23 protein-coding genes are annotated in these 23,975 nt (G+C 73.1%); 18 read left to right on the forward strand and 5 right to left on the reverse strand.

The annotated features are described in order from the left end of the window. Positions 1-26 precede the first annotated feature (26 nt). Positions 27-1,460 carry a WGR domain-containing protein gene (locus ACGF3J_RS23360; protein ID WP_386932958.1) on the forward strand — a complete coding sequence of 478 codons (1,434 nt, stop codon included), beginning with the start codon at positions 27-29 and terminating at the stop codon, positions 1,458-1,460. Between the two features lie 13 nt (positions 1,461-1,473). Here the strand turns inward: ACGF3J_RS23360 and ACGF3J_RS23365 are convergent, their stop codons facing one another. Beyond that, positions 1,474-1,896 (reverse strand): DUF350 domain-containing protein, encoded by a 423-nt coding sequence (locus ACGF3J_RS23365; protein WP_161326543.1) that lies wholly within the window; start codon positions 1,894-1,896, stop codon positions 1,474-1,476. A gap of 83 nt (positions 1,897-1,979) precedes the next feature. Continuing rightward, on the reverse strand, positions 1,980-3,080 hold the full coding sequence (locus tag ACGF3J_RS23370; RefSeq protein WP_161326542.1) for a DUF475 domain-containing protein: 1,101 nt from the start codon (positions 3,078-3,080) through the stop codon (positions 1,980-1,982). A 187-nt stretch (positions 3,081-3,267) separates the two neighbouring features. Here ACGF3J_RS23370 and ACGF3J_RS23375 point away from each other — a divergent pair, with 187 nt between their 5' ends. The 6 genes from ACGF3J_RS23375 to ACGF3J_RS23400 all read left to right on the forward strand — a co-directional run bounded on the left by ACGF3J_RS23375 (position 3,268) and on the right by ACGF3J_RS23400 (position 8,862). Further along, a complete protein-coding gene (locus tag ACGF3J_RS23375; protein ID WP_161326541.1) occupies positions 3,268-3,723 on the forward strand; it encodes a Fur family transcriptional regulator in 456 nt (151 codons plus the stop codon). 29 nt (positions 3,724-3,752) lie between these two features. Next, positions 3,753-5,969 carry a catalase/peroxidase HPI gene (gene katG / locus ACGF3J_RS23380; RefSeq protein ID WP_393854631.1) on the forward strand — a complete coding sequence of 739 codons (2,217 nt, stop codon included), beginning with the start codon at positions 3,753-3,755 and terminating at the stop codon, positions 5,967-5,969. A gap of 82 nt (positions 5,970-6,051) precedes the next feature. Next, entirely contained in the window at positions 6,052-6,879 is an 828-nt protein-coding gene (locus ACGF3J_RS23385) for a hypothetical protein (RefSeq protein ID WP_393854632.1), read from the forward strand. After that, a complete protein-coding gene (locus ACGF3J_RS23390; RefSeq protein WP_393854633.1) occupies positions 6,866-7,474 on the forward strand; it encodes a Fic family protein in 609 nt (202 codons plus the stop codon). Before ACGF3J_RS23385 ends, ACGF3J_RS23390 begins: the two co-directional genes overlap by 14 nt. 73 nt (positions 7,475-7,547) lie before the next feature. Beyond that, positions 7,548-8,540, forward strand: coding sequence for an aminoglycoside phosphotransferase family protein (locus tag ACGF3J_RS23395; RefSeq protein WP_393854859.1), 993 nt, complete (start codon positions 7,548-7,550; stop codon positions 8,538-8,540). Positions 8,541-8,595: 55 nt separating this feature from the next. Next, entirely contained in the window at positions 8,596-8,862 is a 267-nt protein-coding gene (locus ACGF3J_RS23400; RefSeq protein WP_161326136.1) for a hypothetical protein, read from the forward strand. Here the strand turns inward: ACGF3J_RS23400 and ACGF3J_RS23405 are convergent. Then, positions 8,781-9,842 carry a MerR family transcriptional regulator gene (locus tag ACGF3J_RS23405; RefSeq protein WP_393854634.1) on the reverse strand — a complete coding sequence of 354 codons (1,062 nt, stop codon included), beginning with the start codon at positions 9,840-9,842 and terminating at the stop codon, positions 8,781-8,783. The two genes, ACGF3J_RS23400 and ACGF3J_RS23405, sit on opposite strands and share 82 nt — an antisense overlap. A gap of 121 nt (positions 9,843-9,963) precedes the next feature. Between ACGF3J_RS23405 and ACGF3J_RS23410 the strand changes: the two genes are divergently transcribed. Both ACGF3J_RS23410 and ACGF3J_RS23415 read left to right on the forward strand, forming a co-directional pair. After that, the gene (locus ACGF3J_RS23410; protein WP_393854635.1) at positions 9,964-11,532 is read left to right on the forward strand and encodes an alpha/beta fold hydrolase; all 1,569 of its coding nucleotides are present in this window, start codon (positions 9,964-9,966) and stop codon (positions 11,530-11,532) included. Continuing rightward, entirely contained in the window at positions 11,525-13,123 is a 1,599-nt protein-coding gene (locus ACGF3J_RS23415; RefSeq protein WP_393854636.1) for a molybdopterin-dependent oxidoreductase, read from the forward strand. Before ACGF3J_RS23410 ends, ACGF3J_RS23415 begins: the two co-directional genes overlap by 8 nt. 63 nt (positions 13,124-13,186) lie before the next feature. On the opposite strand, the gene ACGF3J_RS23420 is transcribed toward ACGF3J_RS23415, so the two are convergent. Further along, the gene (locus ACGF3J_RS23420; RefSeq protein WP_234957911.1) at positions 13,187-13,885 is read right to left on the reverse strand and encodes a TetR/AcrR family transcriptional regulator; all 699 of its coding nucleotides are present in this window, start codon (positions 13,883-13,885) and stop codon (positions 13,187-13,189) included. Between the two features lie 132 nt (positions 13,886-14,017). On the opposite strand from ACGF3J_RS23420, the gene ACGF3J_RS23425 reads away from it, so the two are divergent. The 5 genes from ACGF3J_RS23425 (at position 14,018) to ACGF3J_RS23445 (ending at position 19,706) form a co-directional block, all read left to right on the forward strand. Beyond that, positions 14,018-15,241, forward strand: a complete 1,224-nt coding sequence (locus ACGF3J_RS23425; protein ID WP_161330563.1) for a saccharopine dehydrogenase family protein — start codon at positions 14,018-14,020, stop codon at positions 15,239-15,241. Positions 15,242-15,465: 224 nt separating this feature from the next. Next, positions 15,466-17,088: a cellulase family glycosylhydrolase gene (locus ACGF3J_RS23430; protein WP_393854860.1), complete on the forward strand. Its 1,623-nt coding sequence runs from the start codon at positions 15,466-15,468 to the stop codon at positions 17,086-17,088. Positions 17,089-17,116: 28 nt separating this feature from the next. After that, positions 17,117-17,647, forward strand: a complete 531-nt coding sequence (locus ACGF3J_RS23435; RefSeq protein WP_393854637.1) for a hypothetical protein — start codon at positions 17,117-17,119, stop codon at positions 17,645-17,647. A gap of 53 nt (positions 17,648-17,700) precedes the next feature. Next, positions 17,701-18,390 (forward strand): response regulator transcription factor, encoded by a 690-nt coding sequence (locus ACGF3J_RS23440; RefSeq protein WP_161330565.1) that lies wholly within the window; start codon positions 17,701-17,703, stop codon positions 18,388-18,390. Further along, positions 18,387-19,706 carry an ATP-binding protein gene (locus ACGF3J_RS23445; RefSeq protein ID WP_393854638.1) on the forward strand — a complete coding sequence of 440 codons (1,320 nt, stop codon included), beginning with the start codon at positions 18,387-18,389 and terminating at the stop codon, positions 19,704-19,706. The genes ACGF3J_RS23440 and ACGF3J_RS23445 overlap by 4 nt, the downstream gene beginning before the upstream one ends. A gap of 6 nt (positions 19,707-19,712) precedes the next feature. On the opposite strand, the gene ACGF3J_RS23450 is transcribed toward ACGF3J_RS23445, so the two are convergent. Further along, entirely contained in the window at positions 19,713-20,564 is an 852-nt protein-coding gene (locus ACGF3J_RS23450; RefSeq protein ID WP_393854639.1) for a CAP domain-containing protein, read from the reverse strand. Between the two features lie 413 nt (positions 20,565-20,977). On the opposite strand from ACGF3J_RS23450, the gene ACGF3J_RS23455 reads away from it, so the two are divergent. From ACGF3J_RS23455 to ACGF3J_RS23470, 4 genes are all read left to right on the forward strand, one after another. Beyond that, positions 20,978-21,256 (forward strand): acyl carrier protein, encoded by a 279-nt coding sequence (locus tag ACGF3J_RS23455; protein ID WP_393854640.1) that lies wholly within the window; start codon positions 20,978-20,980, stop codon positions 21,254-21,256. Further along, positions 21,253-22,548 carry a beta-ketoacyl-[acyl-carrier-protein] synthase family protein gene (locus ACGF3J_RS23460; RefSeq protein WP_393854641.1) on the forward strand — a complete coding sequence of 432 codons (1,296 nt, stop codon included), beginning with the start codon at positions 21,253-21,255 and terminating at the stop codon, positions 22,546-22,548. Before ACGF3J_RS23455 ends, ACGF3J_RS23460 begins: the two co-directional genes overlap by 4 nt. Further along, positions 22,545-23,546, forward strand: coding sequence for an ACP S-malonyltransferase (locus ACGF3J_RS23465; protein ID WP_393854642.1), 1,002 nt, complete (start codon positions 22,545-22,547; stop codon positions 23,544-23,546). Before ACGF3J_RS23460 ends, ACGF3J_RS23465 begins: the two co-directional genes overlap by 4 nt. A gap of 68 nt (positions 23,547-23,614) precedes the next feature. Beyond that, positions 23,615-23,932 (forward strand): hypothetical protein, encoded by a 318-nt coding sequence (locus ACGF3J_RS23470; protein ID WP_161330763.1) that lies wholly within the window; start codon positions 23,615-23,617, stop codon positions 23,930-23,932. Positions 23,933-23,975: the final 43 nt, after the last annotated feature.

The following is a 23,975-nucleotide window of genomic DNA, read 5'->3' on the forward strand; positions in this document are numbered from 1 at the left end:
CGGGGCCGGGCGGGGAGAGGTCTGACATGTCGAAGACGTACCTGGAGCTGTCACAGGACGACGGGAGCGCGCACAAGTTCTACGAAGTCACCGTCCAGGGACAGGTCGTGTCGGTGCGCTACGGCAGGATCGGCGCCGCCGGACAGACCCAGACGTCGACCTTCCCCACCGCCGAGAAGGCCGCGGCCGCCGCCGCCAAGAAGATAGGCGAGAAGGTCCGCAAGGGATACGCCCCGGCCGTCCAGGGACAGCGCGCGCCCCGCGCCGTCACCCGCAGGCAGGTGGCCTCCGCGCCCTCCACGGCCCGCGCGGTCGCCCCGGTCCTGTGGCGCTTCCGTACCGGCTCCGCCGCGTTCGGCATCCACATCGACGAGGAGCGCTGCTGGGTGGGCAACCAGTCGGGCGACGTCTACACCCTGGCGCACGGCGGCGAGGTCCTCGCCCACTACCAGTTGCCGGACGGCGTCAAGTGCCTGGTCGCCGACGACTTCTGGATCTACGCCGGCTGCGACGACGGCCGGGTGTACGACCTGTCGTCCAAACTCCCGTTCGCCGCCTACGACATCGCCGCCGACGTCGACATCTTCTGGCTCGACATCCACGAGGGCGTGCTGAACGTCGCGGACCGCGCCGGGCGCCTCACCGTCATCGACCACGAGGACGAACACCAGTGGGCGCGCGGCGGGCGAGGTGAGCACGCCTGGATGGTGCGCGCCGACGACCGCGCCGTCTACCACGGGCACACACGCGGTGTGACGGCCCACGCCCCGGACGGCGGCACCGAGTTGTGGCACACGCCCACCCAGGGGGCCGTGCTCTTCGGCTGGCAGGAGGACGACGCGGTGTACGCGGGCACGGCGCGTCACACGGTCCAGCGGCTGTCGAAGGCGACCGGCGCCATCGAGGCGACCTACCGCTGCGACAGCCCGGTGTACTCCTGCGCCACCTCGCCCGGCGGCCGGTACGTGTTCGCGGGTGACTCCGCCTCCTCCGTCTACTGCTTCGACCGGGACGGCACGCGGCTGTGGAAGCTGGGCACCGGCGGCGGCTCCGCGCTGTCGATGCAGTACCGCGACGAGCGGCTGTTCCTGGTCACCACGGACGGCTCCCTGGTCTGCGTGGACGCGAGCGAGACCGCGGTGAGGGCGGCGGAGCAAGGTTCGGTGCCCGTCGCCCGCGACGTCAAGCTCGCCGCCACGCTGCCGACGTACGCGCCCGCCACCGCGGCCGCGGCCGTCACGACCGTCGCCGTGGCGCCCGCCGGCTCCGTCGTCGTGGAGTGCGTCCAGGAGCACGGCCGGACCCGCATCCACGTGGTGTCGGAGGGGTACGACCGTTCCTGGAACGTCCAGTTCCCGAGGGCGATACGGGAGCCCGGCGCGCGGTACGTGGTCGACGCGCTGCACGCCGCGTCGGGCGGCTTCTACCGGGTGCGCGGGGACATCAGGCGCCTCCAGTGACCGGGCGGCGGCGTCAGGCTATCGACGCCGCTATGACCGCGGAGACCGCGATGTTGCAGGACGCCGTCACCCACACCGCGGGGTGCGGCTCCTGCTCGACCAGCGTCGCGCCCAGCCGCCCCGGGGTGATCAGGTCGACCACCAGGAAGGCCACGGCCATCATGACGAGCCCCAGCAGCCCGAAGACCGCCGTCGACACCAGGCCCTTGCCGAAGTCCTCGTACGTGGTCCAGATGGAGGTGAAGACGATGCCCCCGATGCCGAGCAGCGCGGAGCTGAGCACCAGGGCGGCGTTGCGGTTGCGCTGCTCCCAGATCTGCCGGCCGAGCTTTCCGGGGGTCAGCAGATCGACGAGGACGATCCCGAGCACCAGGAGGACCAGACCCAGGCCGCCGTAAGCGGCGGCCCGGCCGAGTCCGTTGACGATGTCGCTCATGGGGTAGCCGGCTCCGTTGGGTTGAGGGATCGCGATTGATCGTGGTCAAGGCGATGCAAAATGTAGCGCACCCGTTCGGAGGGTCAGGAGGCGGTCCGCAGCGCGCGGTTGCGGCGCACGGAGGACCAGAAGGAGGAGCCGATCAGGACCACGCCGACCAGACCCGTGATGATCTCGTTGATCTCGTACTGGATGGTCACCAGCAGGATGACCGACAGGGCGCCGATGGCGTAGTGGGCGCCGTGCTCCAGGTAGACGTAGTCGTCGAGGGTGCCCTGGCGGACCAGGTAGACGGTCAGCGATCGGACGTACATGGCGCCGATGCCGAGGCCGAGGGCCATCAGGACGATGTCGTTGGTGATGGCGAAGGCGCCGATGACGCCGTCGAAGGAGAACGACGCGTCCAGGACCTCCAGGTAGAGGAACATGAAGAACGCGGCCTTGCCGGCCAGCTTGACCGGTGAACCCGAGCCTCCGCCGCGCTCCGCCTGCCGCTCCGCCTCGTGCTCGCGCTCCTCCTCGTCCTCCAGCTTCTGCTCGAAGAAGCCGGAGAGCCCGCCGACGACCATGTACGTGATCAGACCGCCGACTCCGGCCAGCAGGACCGTCTCCGTCTTGTCGGCATGGATGCCGCCGTGCTGGTGGGCGTGGGCGCCGAAGGTGATCGCGGAGACGAGCAGCACGACCAGGGCGATGCAGACCGACAGCATGTCGACCTTGCCGAGCCTGGCCAGCGGGCGCTCCAGCAGGCCGAGCCACTTGATGTCCCGGTCCTCGAAGATGAAGTCGAGGAAGATCATCAGGAGGAACATGCCACCGAAGGCGGCGATCGACGGATGCGCGTCCGTCACCAGCTCCTGATAGCGCTCCTTGTCCGTGAGCGCGAGATGCACCGCGCTCCAGGGACTCAGCCGGGCGCTGATCGCCACGATCACCACCGGGAAGACCAGCCGCATCCCGAACACGGCGATCACGATGCCCACGGTGAGGAAGATCTTCTGCCAGAAGGCGTTCATCTTCTTCAGGATCCCGGCATTGATCACCGCGTTGTCGAAGGACAGCGAGACCTCCAGGACGGAGAGGATCGCCACGATGCCGAGAGCTGCCCAGCCGTCGTAGAGCACGCCCACGGCCAGACCGAGGGCGGTGACGGCGAAAGCCCAGCGGAACGTCTTCAGAAGCACCGGCCACTCATTCCTGTCGTCACGTGCGGGTGGGGCATCCCGTGCCAGTGCCCGCCACGCAGGTTGTCTACCACGATCATCCGGCCCCGGCAGGGCAGGACCCGGACGGCCTGTCCTGGACGACCACCAAGAATGGAATCGTTCGTTTCCTTGAGTCATTCGTGTTCCAGGGAGTAGGTTCGCGGCCATGACGGCATCCCGGCACTCCCGGAACCAGACCACCGCCGCCGAGCTGCGCGCGGTGGGCCTGCGGGTGACCTCCGCCCGCGTCGCGCTGCTGGAGACGGTCCGGGAGGGCGACCACCTCGACGCCGAGGCGGTCGCGTCCGGAGTGCGCCGACGCGTCGGGCAGGTCTCCCTCCAGGCCGTGTACGAGGCCCTGCACGCGCTCACCGCGGCCCGGCTCGTGCGCCGTATCGAGCCGCCCGGCAGCCCGGCGCGGTTCGAGGGCCGGGTCGGCGACAACCACCACCACGTCCTGTGCCGGTCCTGCGGTGCCCTCGCCGACGTCGACTGCGCCGTCGGCGACGCGCCCTGCCTGACCGCCTCGGACGACCACGGCTTCGCGATAGACGAGGCCGAGGTCATCTACCGGGGCCTGTGCCCCGACTGCTCCACCCCCGGCAGTTCCACAGCACCTTGATCCGCCCCGTTCGGAAGGATTTCCCTCCCATGTCCGAGAACCACGACGCCATCGTGACCGACGCGAAAACCGAGGAGACGGGTGGCTGCCCGGTCGCCCACGGACGCGCCCCGCACCCCACGCAGGGAGGCGGCAACCGACAGTGGTGGCCGGAGCGGCTCAACCTGAAGATCCTCGCCAAGAACCCCGCCGTGGCCAACCCGCTGGGTGAGGAGTTCGACTACGCCGAGGCGTTCGGCAACCTCGACCTGACGGCCGTGAAGCGGGACATCGCCGAGGTGCTGACCACCTCGCAGGACTGGTGGCCCGCCGACTTCGGCCACTACGGCCCCCTGATGATCCGCATGGCCTGGCACAGCGCGGGCACCTACCGCATCAGCGACGGCCGCGGCGGCGCCGGCGCCGGCCAGCAGCGCTTCGCCCCGCTCAACAGCTGGCCGGACAACGGCAACCTCGACAAGGCCCGCCGCCTGCTGTGGCCGGTCAAGAAGAAGTACGGCCAGAGCATCTCCTGGGCCGACCTGCTGGTCCTCACCGGCAACGTCGCCCTGGAGCAGATGGGCTTCGAGACCTTCGGCTTCGCCGGTGGCCGCGCCGACGTCTGGGAGGCCGAGGAGGACGTCTACTGGGGCCCCGAGACCACCTGGCTCGACGACCAGCGCTACACCGGCGACCGCGAGCTGGAGAACCCGCTCGGCGCCGTCCAGATGGGCCTGATCTACGTCAACCCGGAGGGCCCGAACGGCAACCCGGACCCGATCGCCGCCGCCCGCGACATCCGTGAGACGTTCCGCCGCATGGCGATGAACGACGAGGAGACCGTCGCGCTGATCGCCGGCGGCCACACCTTCGGCAAGACCCACGGTGCCGGCCCGGCCGACGCCGTCGGCGACGACCCCGAGGCCGCCTCCATGGAGCAGCAGGGCCTGGGCTGGAAGAGCACCCACGGCACCGGCAAGGGCGGCGACGCCATCACCTCCGGCCTCGAGGTCACCTGGACCACGACGCCCACCCAGTGGAGCAACGGGTTCTTCAAGAACCTCTTCGAGTACGAGTACGAGCTGGAGCAGAGCCCGGCCGGCGCCAACCAGTGGGTGGCGAAGGACGCCCCGGAGATCGTCCCGGACGCGCACGACTCGTCGAAGAAGCACCGCCCGAAGATGCTCACCACCGACCTGTCGCTGCGCCTCGACCCGGTCTACGAGCCGATCTCCCGCCGGTTCTACGAGAACCCGGAGGAATTCGCGGACGCGTTCGCCCGCGCCTGGTACAAGCTGACCCACCGCGACATGGGCCCGAAGTCCCTGTACCTGGGCCCGGAGGTCCCCGAGGAGACCCTGCTGTGGCAGGACCCGCTGCCGGAGCCCGACGGTGAGGCCATCGGCGCCGAGGATGTCGCGACGCTCAAGACCAAGCTCCTCGAGTCGGGTCTGTCCGTCGCACAGCTGGTGTCCACCGCGTGGGCCTCGGCGTCCACCTTCCGCGGCAGTGACAAGCGCGGCGGTGCCAACGGCGCCCGCATCCGCCTCCAGCCGCAGCGCGGCTGGGAGGTCAACGAGCCCGACGAGCTGGCGCAGGTGCTGCGGGTCCTGGAGGGCGTCCAGCAGGAGTTCAGCTCCGGCGGCAAGAAGGTCTCCATCGCCGACCTGATCGTCCTCGGCGGCTCCGCCGCCGTCGAGAAGGCCGCCAAGGAAGCCGGCTTCCAGGTCCAGGTCCCGTTCACCGCGGGTCGCGTCGACGCGACGGAGGAGCACACCGACGCCGAGTCGTTCGAGGCACTGGAGCCGGTCGCCGACGGCTTCCGCAACTACCACGGCAAGGGCAACCGCCTGCCGGCCGAGTACCTGCTGCTCGACCGGGCGAACCTGCTGACCCTGAGCGCCCCCGAGATGACCGTACTGGTCGGCGGACTGCGAGTCCTGGGCGCCAACCACCAGCAGTCCCAGCTCGGTGCCCTCACCCGGACTCCCGGCGTGCTGACCAACGACTTCTTCGTCAACCTGCTCGACCTGGGCACCACGTGGAAGTCGACGTCCGAGGACCAGACGACGTTCGAGGGCCGCGACGCCGACACGGGCGAGGTCAAGTGGGCGGGCAGCCGCGCCGACCTGGTCTTCGGCTCCAACTCCGAGCTGCGGGCACTCGCCGAGGTCTACGCGAGCGACGACGCCAAGGAGAAGTTCGTGCACGACTTCGTCGCCGCCTGGGTCAAGGTCATGAACCTGGACCGGTTCGACCTGGCCTGATCCACCGGCGTCCGGGCCGGCCGGTGGGATCCGGCCGGCCCGGACGGTTGCGAAAACGGGTGGGATCCGAAAACCGTTCGCGATGGCAGGGGCTTCGAGCCGAGACTGGTGGGTCGATCGCACCGAACAGGAAGAGTGGCCGGCCCTGACGTACAACCGCGACACCCTGCCCTTCCCCGAGAACCGCGTATCTCGCCTCACCTACGAGGACCTTCGGAACTGGGACGAATTCGACCCGGGCCGTCACCCGTTCGCCTGGGACGAGGCCGAGGACGCTCGTCTCCGCTCGCTGGTCCGCGCCTGGGTGCCGCCCGTGCTCTCTGGCATGGCCGGCTGGTGGCAGGGCGAACGGTGGTGTGAGAGCCAGGTGGACGCGGTCCTTCGGGAGCGGTACGGCACCTGGGCCTGGGGATGGAGCTGGAGCTATTACGACGGCGGTCCCATCGGCAACTGGGCCGGCGGGCCGAGCTCGGTCTCGACCCCGGACGAGACCGCAGAACGCGTCGTGGCCGCGCTGTTGGAGTGGCGGGAGTGGCTGGAGCGGACGGCCCGGCGCTTCGCCGAACTGGCGCCGCCGCAGGGCGCCTCGCCCGAGGATCGCAGCTGGCACCTGGAGCGGGCCTGCGTCCGGCTCGTGACCCACGCGCTGGACTCGTGCGCGGACAACGCCTGGTGCGGCCAGACCTCGATCGTCCTGGGCTGGTTCCTCACCAGCACCGGCATGGACCGGGCCGAAGCCGCGCAAGCGGTGGAGAACGCGATCGGTGGCCGGTTCAAGAGCTGGGTCCATCCGAAGCGGACGCTGATCGAGTCTGTCGGCGAGGACCTCGCCGTCGGCCTCACCGGCCACGCCCCGTACCAGGACCACCGTGAGAGGGCGGCGCTGGAGGAGCTCCATGACCGCTACTGACAGCCTTTCGGTCTGGATGCGCGTGCGCCGCGAGGCCGACTGGCACTGTGCACCGGCCCTGCAGCGGGACCCGTCCGGCCGAGACGGGTTCCGATCCTGGTGCGAGGGACCGGTGCGTCTGCGCGACCCGCTGCGAGCCGAACGTCTGCTCGCCGCACACACCTTGGCCCGAGAGGACGCCGCACGCCGCACCCCGCTGAACTTCGCCCTGCTGGCCGGCTGGCAGCGCGAAGTCCTCGGCGCAACCGAGGCACCGTTCCGCGCGAGCGACGCTTATGCGAAGGCCGGCCGCGAGCGCTACGGCTTGACCCCGCGCACCCGAGCCGATTTCGATTCCTGCCTGCGCGAGACGACCGACCCGGACGTCCCGCCGGCGGCCCGAGCGGCCCGCGCCTACCTCGATGTGGCGTTCTTCCACCCCTTCACCGACGGCAATGCCCGCGCCGCGCTGCTGACCCTGGTCCATGTTCTGGCGCGTGAGGACATCGTCCTTCCTGAGGTCGGTCCCCTCCAGACCACCCGCTACGCGGACGACCCGGCCGGCGCTGCCGACCTTGCCGCCCTCATCGGGGTACTCAGCCGACGCCGACCATGAACTGGCCGTTCCGGATCTCCCCGGAGGATGAAAAGCGGTGGCCGCCCCCGGCGCACGGTGCTGGGATGGCGTGATGCTCGGTGATGTGCCCGTGGTGGTGGACCGGGGGCGGTACGACGATGCCGTGACCCCCTGGGAGGAACGGTCCTGGCGGACCGGCGCGCTCGCCTGGACGGCGGGCGCGCTGGCCGGGCGGGGGCTGCGGCCGGCGGGGGAGTGGCGGGTGCGGCTGCGCCCCTGGTCCGTCCTGGTACGCGTGCCCGTCGAGGGCCGTGACGCGGTCTGGTTCAAGGCCAGTCCGCCGGCCAGTGCCTTCGAAGGCGCGCTGACCGAGGCACTGGCCCGCTGGGTGCCCGGGCGGGTACTGGAGCCACTGGCCGTGGACGCCCGCCGCGGCTGGTCGCTGCTCCCCGACGGAGGACCGCTCTTCCGGGACGTCCTCGCACGGGGGACGACCGGCCCCGGCGAGTGGGAGGAACTGGTGCGCCAGTACGCGGCCATGCAGCACGCCCTCACCCCGCACACCCCCGAGATCACTGGGCTGGGTGTACCCGGCGTCCCCGTCACCGCGCTGCCCGGCGTCTTGGACCGGATCGACGACACCCCGCTGCCACCGCACGAACGCGAGAGCCTGCGGAAGCTGCGCCCCCGCCTGCCGGACTGGTGCGCGGAGCTCACGGCCCTGGGCGTCCCGGACGCCCTCGACCACGCCGACCTGCACGACGGCCAGGTGTTCCGCCCCGGGCCAGGCAGGTTCACCTTCTTCGACTGGGGCGACGCCCTCGTCTCCCACCCCTTCGCGAGCCTGGCCGTCCCCGCCCGCCGCGCCCGCGAGGAGCACGGGCCGCGGGTACTGCCGCGTCTGCGCGACGCCTACCTGGAGCCCTGGACCGGCGCCGGCCGGAGCACGGCCGACCTGCGACGGGCGGTGAGCCTCGCCTGGCGGCTCAGCGCACTCGGCCGCGCGGCCGCCTACGGCAGGCTGTTCCCCACCGCGTCCGGCGCCGCCACCACCGACGCGGCCGCCCGCTGCCTCCTGGAGCTGCTCGACGACCCGCCGCTCTAGGACCCCGGCCCCTGGAACCCGGCCGTTGTCAGTGGCGGATGCGAGGCTGCGCGGCATGGATGAAGTGGAGTTCATGCGGGGCAGGGTCTACGGCGCCGACCACGACAGCCCCGGACCACGCGCCGGACGCGTGTACGCGCAACTGGTGGGCGGTCCGCTGGACGGCCTGCTGCTGGACGTCACGGACCTCACCGACCAGGAGCGCGGCCGGGGCGTGGCCCTGGCCACAGAGATCGGCCACTACGGCGCGGGCGGCCGCTCCGCGTACGCCCCCAGGCCGGGGGACCCCCGCCGCTTCGACTGGCGCGGCGACGTGCCCTGACCGACGAACTCCCCGGTCTCCGCGAACGCCCCCGTCTCCGCGGCCAGCGCCGCGAGCAGCCAGTCGTGCGCGGCCCCGGGGGTCGGCTCCGGCCTGCCGCCCGGCGGGGTACGCACCTCGGAGACCAGCTCCCAGTAGGTGTCGAGCCGCGGGTCGGCGGCGAGTTGCCCGGCCAGCCGGTGCCGGAAGTCCGGCGTGTCCCGGACCCCGTAGGCCCCCGTGTACGCGGCGACGAAACCGTCCAGCGCCTCGCCGGGCCGCGGCTCCCGGCCCCGGCGCAGGTGCACACCGGCCAGCTCGTACGCCTCCGCCAGCCCCGCGTACAGCACGGCCGCACCCCTGGCCCCGGAGACCCGGTGCGCCTCGGGCTGCGGCTGCGCGGTGCCCGGGCACGGGGCGAGGGTGAGGGCGTTGAGACGGGCGAAGGCCAGGAGCTGACCAGGGGCCGGGTCGTCGGGCGGCTGCGGGACCGCCACGTCCAGGAACGCCCCGGCCGCCGGGGCCGGCATCCGGGCCGGCAGCCAGCCGCGCCAGAACCGGACCAGCGGCGCCGTGCTGGGCGGCAGGGACACGGCGCCGATCAGCCGCAGACGGGCGGCCCGTTCCCCGGGCGGGCACTCCTGCACCAGCCGCAGCGCCGCCTCCCGCCAGCGCATCGCCCGCAGTTCCGAGCCGAGTTCGCGCAGGCGTCCGGCGACCGCGGCCTCCAGCGTCCCGCCCTCGCCGACCCGCCCACCGGACCCGTCCTCCTCCTCGAGGACACGGCGCACCTCGGGCACGGACAGACCCAGCGCGCGCAGCGACCGGATCAACCGCAGCCGGTCGAGCGCCTCGGGGCCGTACCGCCGGTGCCCGCCCGCGCTGCGGGATGCCTCCGGGAGCAGATCGCGATCGGAGTAGAAGCGGACGGTCTTGACGGTGACACCTGCCCGCTCGGCGAGTTCGCCGATGCCGCACAGTCCGTCGTACGACGTGACCACTTGAACCTCCCTCAGGGGGAGTTCCTACCGTACCGGCGAACGCGGACCGGTGATCGGCCCGGTCCGCGGACGTACGGCATCGCGACGACGCCGTACCGGACTCCGCGACGAGGGAGCGACCATGACCACGTTCATCCTGGTATCGGGCATGTTCACCGGCACCCACATCTGGCAGGACACCGCCGCGCGCCTCACCGCCGCCGGCGCGCGGGCACACACCGTCGCCCTCACCGGCCTCGACGGGCCGCGCGCCGCGCCGGGCACCGGCGTCGATCTGGAGACCCACATCGCGGACGTACTCGCGGTGATCGACTCGGTGGAGACCGGGCCGGACCGGAAGGTCGTCCTGGTCGGGCACGACTACGGCATCCACCCGGCCGTCGGCGCCGCCGACCGGCGCGCGGACCGCGTCGCCCGGATCGTGCACCTCGACTCGGGCCTGCCGCGGGACGGCGTCCCGGCGCTGGCCGCGGTGCCCGACCAGTCCCTGCGCGAGCGGCTGGGCGGGGAGCAGAGCCACGACGGACTGCTGCCGCCCCCGTCCCACGACGCGTGGCAGCGCTGGGGCAGCACCGAGGGCGTCCCGGCCGCGGCCCTGGACCGGCTCACCGCGCTCGCCGCCCCGCAGCCGCTCGGCACCCTGCTCCAGCCGCTGCGGCTGACCGGAGCGGTCGACACTGTGCCCTCCAGCGGAGTGCTCTGCACCGGCAACGGCACCAGCATCGAACTGATCCAGATGCTGGTGGGTCTCGGCGACCCCGCGCTGCGCGCCCTGACCGACCCGCGCGTGACGTTCTTCGAACTCCCCACCGGACACTGGCCGATGCTCTCCAGCCCGGCCGGGCTCGGCGACGTACTGCTGCGGGCCGCGGCCGGCGAGGGACACCGCCTGACGCCCGTCGACGCCGCCGAACCCCCCGCGCACCTGCGGCCGTTCGTGCTGGACGTCCCCGAAGTCCCCCGGGAACGGCACGGCAACGTCGACCTGTACCTGCCCGACGCCGAGGAGCCGCGCCCCGCCGTGGTGTTCGTGCACGGCGGCCCGGTACCCGCCGACGCGACCCCGACCCCGCGCGGCTGGCCGGGACTGACCGGGTACGCCCGGTACGCGGCCGGGGAGGGCGCGGTGGGTGTGCTCCTCGACCACCGGCTGCACGACCTCGGCGACTACGAGCGGGCCGCCGCCGACGTGGCCGCCGCCGTCGAACTGGTCCGGGGCGATCCCAGGGTGGACGCCGACCGGATCGCGCTGTGGTTCTTCTCCGGCGGCAACTTGCTCACCGTCGACTGGCTGACGGCGCCCCCGGCGTGGCTGCGCTGCCTCGCCGCCACCTACCCGGTCCTCGCCCCGCTGCCCAACTGGGGCCTGTCCGGCACCCGCTTCCACCCGGCGCGGGCGCTGGCGAACGCCGGGTCGCTGCCCCTCGTACTCACCCGGGTGGGACGGGAGATGCCCGAGATCGCCGCCACCGTCGAGGAGTTCCTGGCGGCGGCGAAGGACCACGGCGCGGACGTGGAGGTGGTCGACGTGCCGCACGGCCACCACGGCTTCGAGACCATCGACCGGACCGACGAGGCACGCGCGGCGATACGGCACGCCATGCGTTCGGTCCTGCGCCTCGCCTTCGGGCCGGACGCGCGCGGTCACCAATCCGCCCGCCGCCCGGCCCCGGATTACCGACGTGAGTGACGACGACAGGACCCCGCGGAATCATCCGGCCCCAGCATGGACCCGTCTCGGACTGGGGGCGCTGAGCGGCCTGCTCGCGGGCGGCGCGGCCCTCGCCGCCGCCGAGTTGACGGCGGTGGCCGTGCGACCGCAGGCCGGTCCGGTCGTCGCGGTCGGCGGGGCCGCCATCGACCGGACACCGGCCGCCGTCAAGGACTGGGCGATCCGCTCCTTCGGCACCAACGACAAGCTGGTCCTCCAGCTCGGCATCCTCGCCGTCCTGACGCTGTTCGCCCTGGCCCTCGGCCTGCTCGCCCTCCGCCACCGGCGTACGGGAGCCGCGGGCGTCCTGGTCTTCGGCGTCGTCGGCGCCACCGCCGCCCTCGGCCGGCCCGACTCCACGGGCGTCACGGACGCCTTGCCCTCCGTGCTGGGGGCTGTCGCCGGCGCGCTGCTCCTGTACTTCCTCGTCGGCCGCCTGCCCGCACCGGGCCGGGACGTCCCGGACCCGGAGGGCGAGGACTGGGACCGGCGCCGCTTCGTGATCGCGGCGACCGCCGCTGCCGCCGCCTCGGCCGGGGCCGGTGTACTGGGCCGGGCCCTGAGCGGCGCGGGCGGCCGCGAAGCCGTCGCGTCCCGCGAGAGCATCACCCTCCCGCGGCCCGCCTCGGGCGCCCCCGCCGTGCCCCGCCGCGTCCAGGCACGGGTCGACGGGGTCAGCTCCTTCTTCACCTCCAACAGCGACTTCTACCGGGTCGACACCGCCCTGGTGGTCCCCAAGGTCGACGCGACGACGTGGAAGCTGCGCGTCCACGGCAAGGGAGTGACCCGCGAGAAGACCCTGACCTTCGACGACCTGCTGCGGCGCGAGCTGATCGAACGCGACATCACCCTCACCTGTGTGTCCAACGAGGTCGGCGGCCCGTACGTGGGCAACGCCCGCTGGATCGGCGTCCGGCTGGCCGACCTCCTGGAGGAGTGCGGCGTGCGGCCGCCGTCGGCGGGCGGCCCCGCCGATCAGCTCGTCGCCCGCTCCACGGACGGTATGACCATCGGCAGCCCGGTGGAGGACGTCATGGACGGCCGCGACGCGATGCTCGTCGTCGGGATGAACGGCCAACCCCTCCCCTTCGACCACGGGTTCCCGGTCCGTATGCTCGTGCCCGGCCTCTACGGCTATGTCTCGGCCTGCAAGTGGATCAAGGACATCGAGCTGACGACGTTCGACGACTACGACCCGTACTGGGTCAAGCGCGACTGGGCCCGCGAGGCCCCCGTCAAGACCCAGTCCCGGATCGACACGCCGAAGCCCTTCGGCCGGCCCGGCGCGGGCACGGTGATGGTCGCGGGCGTCGCCTGGGCCCAGCACCGCGGCATCGACAAGGTCGAGATCCGCGTCGACGACGGCCCCTGGCAGGAGGCCACCCTCGCGGCCGAGGACTCCCGCGACACCTGGCGCCAGTGGTCCTACGCCTGGAAGGCCACGAAGGGCGGCCACACCCTGACCGTCCGAGCCACCGACCGCACCGGCGAGGTGCAGACCGAGAAGCGCACCAAGACCGTGCCGGACGGCGCGAGCGGGTGGCACTCCGTGGTGGTGACGGTGGACTGAGCGGGGGCGGGCCGTGCTCCCGCGGTGAGGGCGCGTCCCTCACGCGCGGTGAGGGCGCGTCCCTCACGACCCCAGACGCGCCGCCATGTGGTCCAGCAGCATCTCCAGGGCGACCGGGTAGGCGCTGTGCGGCATCCGCCGGGCCAGGAGCGGGGCCGTGGCGGCGATGTGGGGGTGCGACGTCGCCGGCAGGCGTGCGTACGTGGTGGCCCACATGTCCTCGTCCGCCGTCCGGCTCTCCTCCGTCAGCGCCAGCGCACCGGCGTCGAGCGCCGCGAAGGCCAGGCTCTGGTCGATGAAGGTGTGGTAGATCCGGGCCGCGTCCTCGTCCGGCAGACCGGCGCCGCGCAGGATGCCGAGGATGGTCTCGTCCACCGCGATCTCCCGTGGGCGCCCGGTGACCCGGCTCGCGGTGAGCACGGCGGCCTGCGGGTGGGCCAGGTAGGCCGAGTGGATGGCGAGGCCCAGGGCCCGCAGGTCGGCACGCCACCGACCGGTCGCCGTCCAGCTCTCCAGGGCCCGGCCCATCAGCTCGTCGCCGATGGCCCGCGTGAGGTCGTCCATACCCGCGAAGTACCGGTAGAGGGTGCTCGGGTCCGCGCCCAGCGCCAGACCCAGGCGCCGCGCGGTCAGTCCGCTGCCGCCGTGCTCGCGCAGCAGCCGCAGCGCGGTGTCCACGATGAGCGTCTCGGACAGCACCGTGCCCTGCCGGGTCGGCCGCCTCCTGCGCCGCGCCTCGTCCCGCACCACCGGCTTCGGCATCGCACCCCTCCTCGTCACCGCCACCGCGGCAGCGTTATGCCAACACGGTTGACCTTACCGTTCGGGCTCCCGTTCCATCGGGGGTACCCGGGAGGCGCCCGTCTTCCGTGACGAGCCAGAAAGGTGTCCGACATGCGTGTACTCCTCGTCGGCGCGGGCGGTGTCGGTACCGCCGTCACCAGGATCGCGGCCCGCAGGCGGTTCCTGACCCACATGGTCGTGGCCGACTACGACCTCGCCCGTGCCGAGGCCGCGGTCGCCGCGCTCGGTGAGGACGGCGACCGTTTCAGCGCCCGGCGGCTGGACGCCTCGGACGGCGCGGCCGTACGCCGGATGCTCACCGAGCAGCGCTGCGACGTCCTGCTCAACGCGACGGACCCGCGCTTCGTGATGCCGCTGTTCGAGGCGGCGCTGGCGGCCGGGACCCACTACCTCGACATGGCGATGTCGCTGTCCGTCCCGCACCCCTCCCGCCCGCACGAGGAGTGCGGTGTGAAGCTCGGCGACGACCAGTTCGCCCTGGCCGGCCGCTGGGACGAGTCCGGCCGGGTCGCCCTGGTCGGCATGGGTGTGGAGCCCGGCCTGTCCGACGTCTTCGCCCGGTACGCCGCGGACGAACTCTTCGACGACATCGAGGAGATCGGGGTCCGCGACGGCGCGAACCTGACCGTCGAGGGCTACGACTTCGCCCCGTCCTTCAGCATCTGGACCACCATCGAGGAGTGCCTCAACCCGCCGGTCGTCTTCGAGAAGGACCGCGGCTGGTTCACCACCGCGCCGTTCAGCGAGCCCGAGACCTTCGACTTCCCCGAGGGCATCGGCCCCGTGGAGTGCGTGAACGTCGAGCACGAGGAGGTCCTGCTCATCCCGCGCTGGGTGGACACCGGGCGCGTGACGTTCAAGTACGGCCTCGGTGAGGACTTCATCGCCAAACTGCGGACCCTCCACGAACTCGGCCTGGACTCCACCGCCAAGGTGACCGTGCCCGGCGCGGACGGCCCGGTCGGCGTGTCCCCGCGCGACGTGGTCGCCGCCTGCCTGCCCGACCCGGCCGGCCTGGGCGACCGGATGACCGGCAAGACCTGCGCCGGCACCTGGGTCAGGGGAAGTCGGGGCGGCGCGGCGCGCGAGGTGTACCTCTACCACGTCGTCGACAACGAGTGGTCGATGCGCGAGTACGGTTCCCAGGCCGTCGTCTGGCAGACCGCCGTCAACCCGGTCGTCGCCCTCGAACTCCTCGCCACCGGCGCCTGGCAGGGCACCGGGGTCCTCGGTCCCGAGGCGTTCCCGCCGCGCCCCTTCCTCGACCTGCTCACCGAGTACGGGTCCCCCTGGGGCCTGCGCGAAGAGGGCTGACCCCCGGACGCGGCCACGACGCCGGCCCGCCCCACCCCCCGGATGCCGACGGGCGGTGGGGCAAGCGTTTTCTGTGCGACGTCTTGACGTGTACGCGGCGTAGTGAGTGGATGGGGTGGGGCGTGGGAGCGCTCCCACGCCCACCTTCCCGTGTCCGCACTATTCCTGGAGTCGCCGTGCACACAGCTAGACGAGACACGCCGAAGAGCCCCCTGGCCCGGCTCATGACAGGGCTGGCCGCCCTGACCGGGCTGGTCCTCTTCGGCGCCCTCTGCCCCTCCATGGCAGCGGCCCAGTCGGCGGTCGGCGCGCAGGCGACCGGCCTGCACATCAGCGACGGCCGGTTACTGGAGGGCAACGGCAACGACTTCGTCATGCGCGGGGTCAACCACGCCCACACCTGGTACCCCGGCGAGACGCAGTCCCTCGCCGACGTGAAGGCGCTGGGCGCCAACACCGTCCGCGTCGTCCTGTCCGACGGCCACCGCTGGAGCGAGAACAGCCCCGAGGACGTCGCCGCCGTCGTCGGGCAGTGCAAGGCCAACCGGCTGATCTGCGTGCTGGAGGTGCACGACACCACCGGCTACGGCGAGGACGCCGCGGCCGGCACCCTCGACCACGCGGCCGACTACTGGATCGGCCTCAAGGACGTGCTGGCCGGTCAGGAGGACTACGTCGTCGTCAACATCGGCAACGAGCCCTGGGGCAACACCGACCCCGCCGGCTGGACCCGGCCGACCGTCGCGGCGGTCGGGAAGCTGCGCGACGCGGGCTTCCAGCACACGATCATGGTGGACGCGCCCAACTGGGGCCAGGACTGGCAGGGCGTCATGCGGGCCGACGCGCGGTCCGTGTACGACGCAGATCCCACCGGCAACCTGATCTTCTCGATCCACATGTACAGCGTCTACGACACGGCCCAGGAGATCACCGACTACCTGAACGCCTTCGTCGACGCCGGACTGCCCATCCTCATAGGCGAGTTCGGCGGCCCCGCCGACCAGTGGGGCGACCCGGACGAGGACACCATGATGGCCACCGCCGAGCAGCTCGACCTCGGCTACCTGGCCTGGTCCTGGAGCGGCAACACCGACCCGGTCCTCGACCTCGCCCTCGACTTCGACCCCAGCCGGCTCAGCTCCTGGGGCGAGCGCATCTTCCACGGCGTCGACGGCATCGCCCAGACCGCCGAGGAGGCCACCGTCTACGGCGGCGGCACCCCGGGCGACACCGAGGCCCCGACGGCACCCGGAGCGCCCGCCGCCTCCGCGGTCACGGACACGTCGGTCACGCTCACCTGGGCCGCGTCCACCGACGACACCGGCGTGACCGGCTACGACGTCGTGCGCGTCACCGGCGGCGCCGAGACCGGGGTCGCCGCGTCCAGAACCACCACCGCCACGGTGACCGGCCTCACCGCGGGCACGGCCTACGTCTTCGCCGTCCACGCCCGGGACGCGGCGGGCAACCGCTCCGCCCGCTCGGCCACCGTCGACGTCACCACCGACGAGGGCGGCACACCGGGAGCGGCCTGCTCCGTCGGATACCGGGTCGTCGGCGAGTGGCCGGGCGGCTTCCAGGGCGAGATCGCCGTCCGCAACACGGGCACCGCCGCCATCAGCCCCTGGACGCTGACGTTCGCCTTCGCGGACGGCCAGACCATCAGCAACATGTGGGGAGGCACCGCCACCCAGAACGCCGGCGCGGTGAGCGTCGCCCCCGCCTCCTACACCGCCACCATCCCGGCCGGCTCCACGGTGACTCTCGGATTCACGGCCGGCAAGGGCGCCGCCAACACCGCCCCGGCCGCGTTCCGCCTCAACGGGTCCGAGTGCGCCAAGGGGTGACCGACGTCACCACGACACCTCACGGACGTTGGCCTGGCTCTGCGGCCGCGTCGTCGCGGTGACCTCCGAGCGGTGGCGGCTCGCCGAGAACGTCACCGTCAGCTTCTCCGGCTCGCTCTGCTCCGTACTCACCGTGAAGCCCTGGTTCGGCACCGCCGAGATCAGACACACCCCGGAACCGCCGAACCGCACGGTCGCCTTGCCGCCCTCCGAAGGCACCGTGTACACACCCGCGCCGCCCTCCTCGCACCCCGGGTCGCCTCCGCCGCCCGGCGGTCGCGGGGAGGCGGTGGGCGCGGTCGGCGTCGGCTTCGCGGTCGGGCTCGGCGGCTTCGTGCTCGTACGGGAGGGCGTCGGGCTGGGCTTCCGGCTGCTGGGCGCGGCGCTGGGGGAGGGCTTCGCGGACCTGGACGGCCCGGGCGCGGGAGAGGCGGGCGGCTCCTTCGGTGCCGACTGCGCGACCGGTGCCGTCGGCCGGGTCGAGCCCACCACGAAGTGGATCGTGATGATGACGGCCGTGACACTGGCCGCCGTGCACGACAGCCAGATGATCAGGTAGCGCAGAAGGCGGGACACGACACCATAGTGACGGACCGGCTAACGTGCCTGCCCATGGCCTCCGTACTTGTCGTCGAGGACGACCCCGTGATCCGGGCCGCGCTGATCGAGGTCCTGACCGGGCACGGCTACGCCGTGAAGACCGCGCACCAGGGTTTCGAGGCGTTGCGCGAGATCACCCAGAGCCCGCCGGACATCGTCGTGCTCGACCTCGGGCTGCCCGACCTCGACGGGCTCGACGTGCTGCGGATGATCCGGGGCATCTCCCGCGTCCCGGTGCTGGTCGCCACCGCGCGCGACGACGACACCGAGGTGATCCGGCTGCTCAACGCGGGGGCCGACGACTACATGGTCAAGCCCTTCTCCGGCGGCCAGCTCGCCGCCCGCCTCGCCGCCGTGCTGCGCCGCTCGGTGCCCGCCGACGTCCGCGCGGCGCGGCGGCCCGTCCTCCAGGTCGCCGACCTGCGCATCGACACCACCGCCCGCACCGCGCACCTCGCCGGCCGGGAACTTCCGCTCACCCGCCGGGAGTTCGACCTGCTCGCCTACCTCGCGGCCAACGCCGACCAGGTCCTGTCCCGGCAGCGGATACTCGCCGAGGTGTGGCAGCAGCCGTACGTGGAGGACCAGACGGTGGACGTCCACCTCTCCGCACTTCGCCGCAAACTGGGGGAGAAGGCGCGAAAACCGCGCTATCTCCACACCGTGCGCGGCATCGGAATCAAACTGGTCAGCTCGCCATGAGACGTGCCCTCGCCGGGATCGCCCTGGCCGTCACCTCGATGGTGGCGCTGTCGTTCCTCATCCCGCTCGCCCTGCTCGTGCGTGAACAGGCCCGCGACCGGGTCACCACCGCCGCCGAGCAGCGCGCCTCCGCACTGTCGCCGGTGCTCGCCCTCACCACTCGGCGCGCCGACGTGCAGCAGGCCGTCGCCGAGCTGGGCTCGTCCGACCAGCTCGTGGTCCGGCTTCCCGACGGCGGCTTCGTCGGCACCCCGCACGCCCCCGAGAGCGCGCTCGACCGGGCCGTACGGGGGCGCGAGACGCTCGCCGTCGACACCGACGACGGCTGGGTCTACCTTCAGCCCGTCGTCCTGCGGGGCGACCGGGTCGCGGTCGTCGAGGCCTACGTCCCCGCGGCCGACCTGACCCGTGGCGTCGCCGCCTCGTGGGGGGTCATGGCCCTGCTCGCCCTCGGCCTGGTCGGTGGCTCGGTGCTGGTCGCCGACCGGCTCGGCGCCCGCGTCGTCCGCTCCTCGCGCGGCCTCAAGCGCGCCTCGCTCGCCCTCGGCTCCGGTGACCTCGACGTACGGGTGGAACCGGACGGGCCGCCCGAACTGCAGGAGGCCGGAGTGGCCTTCAACAGCATGGCCGACCGGGTCGTGGACCTGCTGGCGGTGGAACGCGAGCTGGTCGCCGACCTCTCCCACCGGCTGCGCACCCCGCTGACCGCCCTCTACCTGGAGGCCGACCGGATGGGCGCGACTCCGAGCGCCCGGCGGGTCACGGAAGCGGCCGGGCAGCTGGAGAGCGAGCTGGACGCGATCATCGCGGCGGCGCGTACACCCCTGGCCGCCGCGCAGCTCGGCGGGGCGGCGGGCACGGGGAAACCGTGCGACGTCGCCGAGGTGGTCGCCATGCGCCTGGAGTTCTGGTCCGTCCTCGCGGGCCAGCAGGGCCGGGCGTACCAGCGCTCCCTGACTCCGCGCCCGGCACCGGTCGCGTTCCCCGAGGACGACCTCGCCGCCGTCGTCGACGCCCTGATCGGCAACGTCTTCCGGCACACACCGCAGGGCACCGCCTTCACCGTGCTCGTGGAGCGGCAGGAGCGGTACGTCTTCCTCACCGTCGACGACGCCGGGCCGGGCGTGGCGGATCCCGAGGCGGCGCTCACCCGGGGCGTCAGCGTCGGCGGCTCCACCGGGCTCGGACTCGACATCGTGGCCCGGGCGGCCCGCGCGGCCGACGGTGAACTGACGATCACCCGCGCGCCGATGGGCGGCGCGCGGGTGCGGGTGTCGTTCGTGCTGGCCGGCGTCCGCGAGGGCGCTCAGCGGTGACGCGGGTCAGCGGCTCGCGCCGAAGTTCTGGGTCCACCAGGGGCCGCCGTCGCCGACGTGGACGCCGACGCCCAGCTCCTTGAAGGAGCAGTTGAGTATGTTCGCTCGGTGGCCCTCGCTGTTCATCCACGAGTCCATCACCGCCGCCGCGTCCGCCTGACCGCGGGCTATGTTCTCCCCGAGCGTGGACCACTGGTATCCGGCGGCCTCGACGCGGCTCGTCATGGTGGAGCCGTCCGGGCCCGTGTGGGACATCACACCGCTGCTCGCCATGACGTCGCTGTAGTCGTCCGCGGCCCGGGTCAGCTTGTCGTTGGCGGTGACGGGCGAGCAGCCGGCGGCGGCCCGCTCCTCGTTCACCAGGGCGAGGACCTGGGCCTCGGGCCCGCTCGACCCACTGGAGCCCGACCCCGAACCCGACCCGCCGTCCGACCCCGTGTCGCCGCCGCCCGCCGAGCGGTCGCCGCCGCTCTTCGCCGTCGCCTTCTCGGGCGTGCGGGACGCGGGAGGGTCCGCCTTCGCCGCGCTGGTGGACGGGCTCGCCGTCTTCTTCGGCTTCTTCGTCGGCTCCGCGCTCGCGCTCGGCGAACCGCTCGCCGTGCCCCTGGGGCTCGCCGAGGGGGACGTCAGGGGCGACGAGCCGCTCACCGTGTCCCCGGCGTCCGGCGTCTGCCCGGCGGCGTTCGCGCTCACCTGGTCCGAGGCCCCGCCGTCGTCGCCGTCCGCGACCGCCAGGGTGATCCCGACGCCCGCCGTCAGGGTGACCGCGCCGAGGACCAGCGCGGTCCCGCGGGTCCGGAGCCCGCCGCGGGGGCGGGCGTGGGAGCGGGACGGGCGAGCGGCTCGGCGGGAACCCATACGCAGGACACCTCGGCTTGTCTGTCGGCTGTCGGACCCCGCACCCGGACCCGGTGGACGCGACCGCGCCCACCGGGACTGTGGGGGGTGTTCGAGAGCCTAGGACCCGAACGGCGGGAAACGGCCGTTCGAAGGTCATCTTCAGAAAGCCTTAAAAGAGCCGCCAAAGTCCGCTGAGGAACGGACGGCCCCGGCCGGCCGGTGCACGCGGTCTCTTTACGCGCTCACCGCCCCGAGCCCTCGCCCCGCGGCGGGGCGCCTCAACGTGAAGGGAGGACGCGGGGGCTGCGCCGACGCCCCTCATGTGCTCCCGACACCCCGCCGTCACTCCCTCCGCGGCGCTTGCCGTGCCGGAGGGCCGGACAACCTGTCGGCGTGTCCGGCAGGTCGCCGGACGAGAAGGAGGAACCGGCATGACATCCACCGCCGAGGAACGAGAACTGGTCGACGAACTGCGGGAACTGCTGGCCGCCACGGTCGAGGACCTGTCCGTGGAGGAAGTCGTACCGGACTCCTCCCTGAGGGACGACCTGGGCGTCGACTCGCTGGCCATGCTGGAGCTGATCGCCGCGATCGAGGACCGCTGGCAGATCGAGGTGTCCCAGGAACAGGCGGAACAGCTCACGACGGTCCGGCAGATCGCCGCCCACCTGGCCAAGAGCGCCGCCGCGCCCGCCGGCGGCACCGCGTGAGCCCACGACACGCGGCCGGCCCGGACCGCCACGAGCGGGACGCCGTCGTCACCGGACTGGGCATGACGACCGCGCTCGGCGGCGACGTCCCCACCACCTGGCGGGCCCTGCTGGACGGCGTGTGCGGCATCGAGCGCGTCGACTTCGCGACGCCGGACGGACCCGCGCAGACCTACCTCGCGGCGCCCGCGGCGGTCGATCCCGGCACGGTCCTGCCCTCCGCCAAGGCGGCGCACTGCGACCGCTCGGCGCAGTTCGCCCTGGTCGCCGCGCGTGAGGCCACCCGCGACGCCGGATTCGAGGACCCGTCGTCCCTCTCCGCGGACGGTTCGCGGGTGGCCGTGGTCGTAGGGGTGGGTCTGGGTGGCTTCACCAGCATCCTGGAGCACGACCACCGCCTCCGGACCCGGGGCCCCGGGCGGGTGAGCCCGCGCGCCATCCCCGTCATGCTGCCCAACCATCCGGCGGCCGAGGTGGGACTGATGGTGGAAGCCAAGGCCGGGGTGCACGCCCCGGTCAGCGCCTGCGCCTCCGGCGCCGAGGCCCTCGCCCAGGCCCTCGGCATGATCCGCGACGGCCGTGCCGACATCGTCGTCGCCGGTGGTGCCGAAGCCGCGCTGCATCCGCTCGCCCTCGCCGGGTTCGCGCGGCTGCGGGCACTCTCCCGGCGCCTGGACGACCCCAAGGGCGCGTCCAGACCCTTCGACGCCGAACGGGACGGCTTCGTGATGGGCGAGGGCGCCGGCATGCTCGTCGTGGAGAGCGCCGCGCACGCCGCCGCCCGCGGCGCCCGCGTCCACGGCCGGCTGAGCGGAGCCGGCATCACCAACGACAGCCACCACGTCGCCCAGCCCGCGCCCGGTGGCACGGGCTGCGCCGCCGCCGTCGACGAGGCCCTGAGCGACGCCGGGCTCCGTCCGGGGCAGGTCCGGCACGTCAACGCCCACGCCACGTCGACACCGCTCGGCGACCTCGGCGAGGCACAGGCTCTGCGCCGGATCTTCGCCGAGGGCCTCAAGGACGTGGCGGTCAGCGCCACCAAGGCCGCCTTCGGGCACACCCTCGGGGCGGCCGGCGCCATCGAGGCCGTCCTCACCGTGCTCGCCCTGCGCGAGCGGACCGCACCGCCCGCGTGCAGTCTCGAACGCCTCGACCCCGAGATCGACGGAATCGGCCTGAACGTCGTGGGACCCAGCCCCGCGGCACTGCCCCCCGGACCCCTCGCGGCCGTCACCACGAGCATGGGTTTCGGCGGCCACAACGTCGCACTCGCCTTCACCGGCGCCCCATGAGCCACGGCGGCCCGGCCCCCACCGGAGGCACACCGCGCACCGTGCTGATGTGCCCCGGCCAGGGGGCCTACCTCCCCGGCGCGCTGCGCCACCTGCGGGACCTGCCGACCGTGGCGGACGTACTGCGGAGGGTGGACGCCCACAGCACCGCCCTCGGCGCGGCCGGGCCACCCGTCGCCCGTCTCCTCACCGACCCCGGCGCGCCCGGCCCCGACCAGCTCCTGCGCACCGACCCCCTCGCCTTCGACCTGGCCACCTACACCGCGGTGACCGCCCTGGCCGCCGTCCTGCTCGACCTCGCCGCCCGGCCCGTCCACGCGGTGCTCGGCCACAGCATGGGCGACCTCGCCGCTCTCACCGCCGCCGGGGTCATCACCCTGGAGCAAGGCGTCCGGCTGCTGCACCTGCGCGACCGGCTGCTGCGCGACGCCGCGCTGCCGGCGGCCGGCCTGCTGGCCACCGACCTGACCGCCGGCCGGGCAGCGGAGCTGCTCCGCACCCGGGCACTGGCCCGGGTGCGGATCGCCGCCCGCAACGCGCCCACCCAGACGGTCCTGGCCGGCCCCGACGACCAGCTGGCCACCGCGGCGTGCGCGGCCCGCGCACTCGGCCACCGCGCCACACCGCTGACCAGCCGCACCGCCTACCACCACCCCCTGCTCACCGACGTCCACCGGTCCTTCCGCCGCCTCCTGCGCGCGCAGCCCCTCGCACCACCCGCACTCGCCGTGTACTCGACCGTCACGGACCGTCCCTTGGACACCCCGGCTCAGCTGCGCGCCATGGCCGCCGCCCACCTCACCGAGCCCATGGCCTTCCACCGCACGCTGCACGCGCTGCGCCGGGCGGGCGTCACCACCTACCTAGACAGCGGCCCCCGGGCCCTGCTGACCACCCTGGCCAGGGCGGGACTCCCGGACTGCGCCGTCGCGGCCCCCTTCCGCACCCCGGTCGGCGTGGAACGCCTGCGCCACCGCCTCACCGCCGCCCTGGGGTGACGGAACGCATCCGGCCGGATCCCGGGACCGTATCCGGGTAGGCGGAGGGGATCAGAAGGAGGAGTGTCATGACGACATACGTCATCTCGGTGCCGGGCACGTTCACCGGCGCGGTCCAGGACGCCACGACGGACGAGCTCGCCCGCGCCCTGCGCCCCGACGACCCGCACCGGACCCAGCTGGGGGACGAGGAGGACCTGGACGCCCTCTCGCTCAACGACGACGGCACCTTCACCATCCGCCTCACCGTCGAGGCGGACACCGCGGCGCACGCGGAGAGCCGCGCCAAGGAGATCGCGGACTCCGCCCTGCGCACGGCAGGCCTGGACCGCGGCAGCGCGCCGCTCGGACCCACGGTCGTCACCGGGATCGACTCCGACGTGTGAACCGGCCCCGGGAAATCCCGGGCCATGAGTGGCCCGGCTCACA

Source organism: Streptomyces sp. NPDC048171, from assembly GCF_043202655.1.
In the GTDB taxonomy this organism is placed as follows: Bacteria; Actinomycetota; Actinomycetes; order Streptomycetales; family Streptomycetaceae; genus Streptomyces.

Coding starts and splice junctions, on each gene's coding strand:
- ACGF3J_RS23410 (WP_393854635.1), top strand. CDS start 9,964: ATGACCACGTTCATCCTGGTATCGGGCATGTTCACCGGCACCCACATC.
- ACGF3J_RS23425 (WP_161330563.1), top strand. CDS start 14,018: ATGCGTGTACTCCTCGTCGGCGCGGGCGGTGTCGGTACCGCCGTCACC.
- ACGF3J_RS23470 (WP_161330763.1), top strand. CDS start 23,615: ATGACGACATACGTCATCTCGGTGCCGGGCACGTTCACCGGCGCGGTC.
- ACGF3J_RS23420 (WP_234957911.1), bottom strand. CDS start 13,885: ATGCCGAAGCCGGTGGTGCGGGACGAGGCGCGGCGCAGGAGGCGGCCG.
- ACGF3J_RS23445 (WP_393854638.1), top strand. CDS start 18,387: ATGAGACGTGCCCTCGCCGGGATCGCCCTGGCCGTCACCTCGATGGTG.
- katG (WP_393854631.1), top strand. CDS start 3,753: ATGTCCGAGAACCACGACGCCATCGTGACCGACGCGAAAACCGAGGAG.
- ACGF3J_RS23430 (WP_393854860.1), top strand. CDS start 15,466: ATGACAGGGCTGGCCGCCCTGACCGGGCTGGTCCTCTTCGGCGCCCTC.
- ACGF3J_RS23455 (WP_393854640.1), top strand. CDS start 20,978: ATGACATCCACCGCCGAGGAACGAGAACTGGTCGACGAACTGCGGGAA.
- ACGF3J_RS23450 (WP_393854639.1), bottom strand. CDS start 20,564: ATGGGTTCCCGCCGAGCCGCTCGCCCGTCCCGCTCCCACGCCCGCCCC.
- ACGF3J_RS23360 (WP_386932958.1), top strand. CDS start 27: ATGTCGAAGACGTACCTGGAGCTGTCACAGGACGACGGGAGCGCGCAC.
- ACGF3J_RS23465 (WP_393854642.1), top strand. CDS start 22,545: ATGAGCCACGGCGGCCCGGCCCCCACCGGAGGCACACCGCGCACCGTG.
- ACGF3J_RS23440 (WP_161330565.1), top strand. CDS start 17,701: ATGGCCTCCGTACTTGTCGTCGAGGACGACCCCGTGATCCGGGCCGCG.
- ACGF3J_RS23395 (WP_393854859.1), top strand. CDS start 7,548: ATGCTCGGTGATGTGCCCGTGGTGGTGGACCGGGGGCGGTACGACGAT.
- ACGF3J_RS23365 (WP_161326543.1), bottom strand. CDS start 1,896: ATGAGCGACATCGTCAACGGACTCGGCCGGGCCGCCGCTTACGGCGGC.
- ACGF3J_RS23375 (WP_161326541.1), top strand. CDS start 3,268: ATGACGGCATCCCGGCACTCCCGGAACCAGACCACCGCCGCCGAGCTG.
- ACGF3J_RS23390 (WP_393854633.1), top strand. CDS start 6,866: ATGACCGCTACTGACAGCCTTTCGGTCTGGATGCGCGTGCGCCGCGAG.
- ACGF3J_RS23400 (WP_161326136.1), top strand. CDS start 8,596: ATGGATGAAGTGGAGTTCATGCGGGGCAGGGTCTACGGCGCCGACCAC.
- ACGF3J_RS23385 (WP_393854632.1), top strand. CDS start 6,052: ATGGCAGGGGCTTCGAGCCGAGACTGGTGGGTCGATCGCACCGAACAG.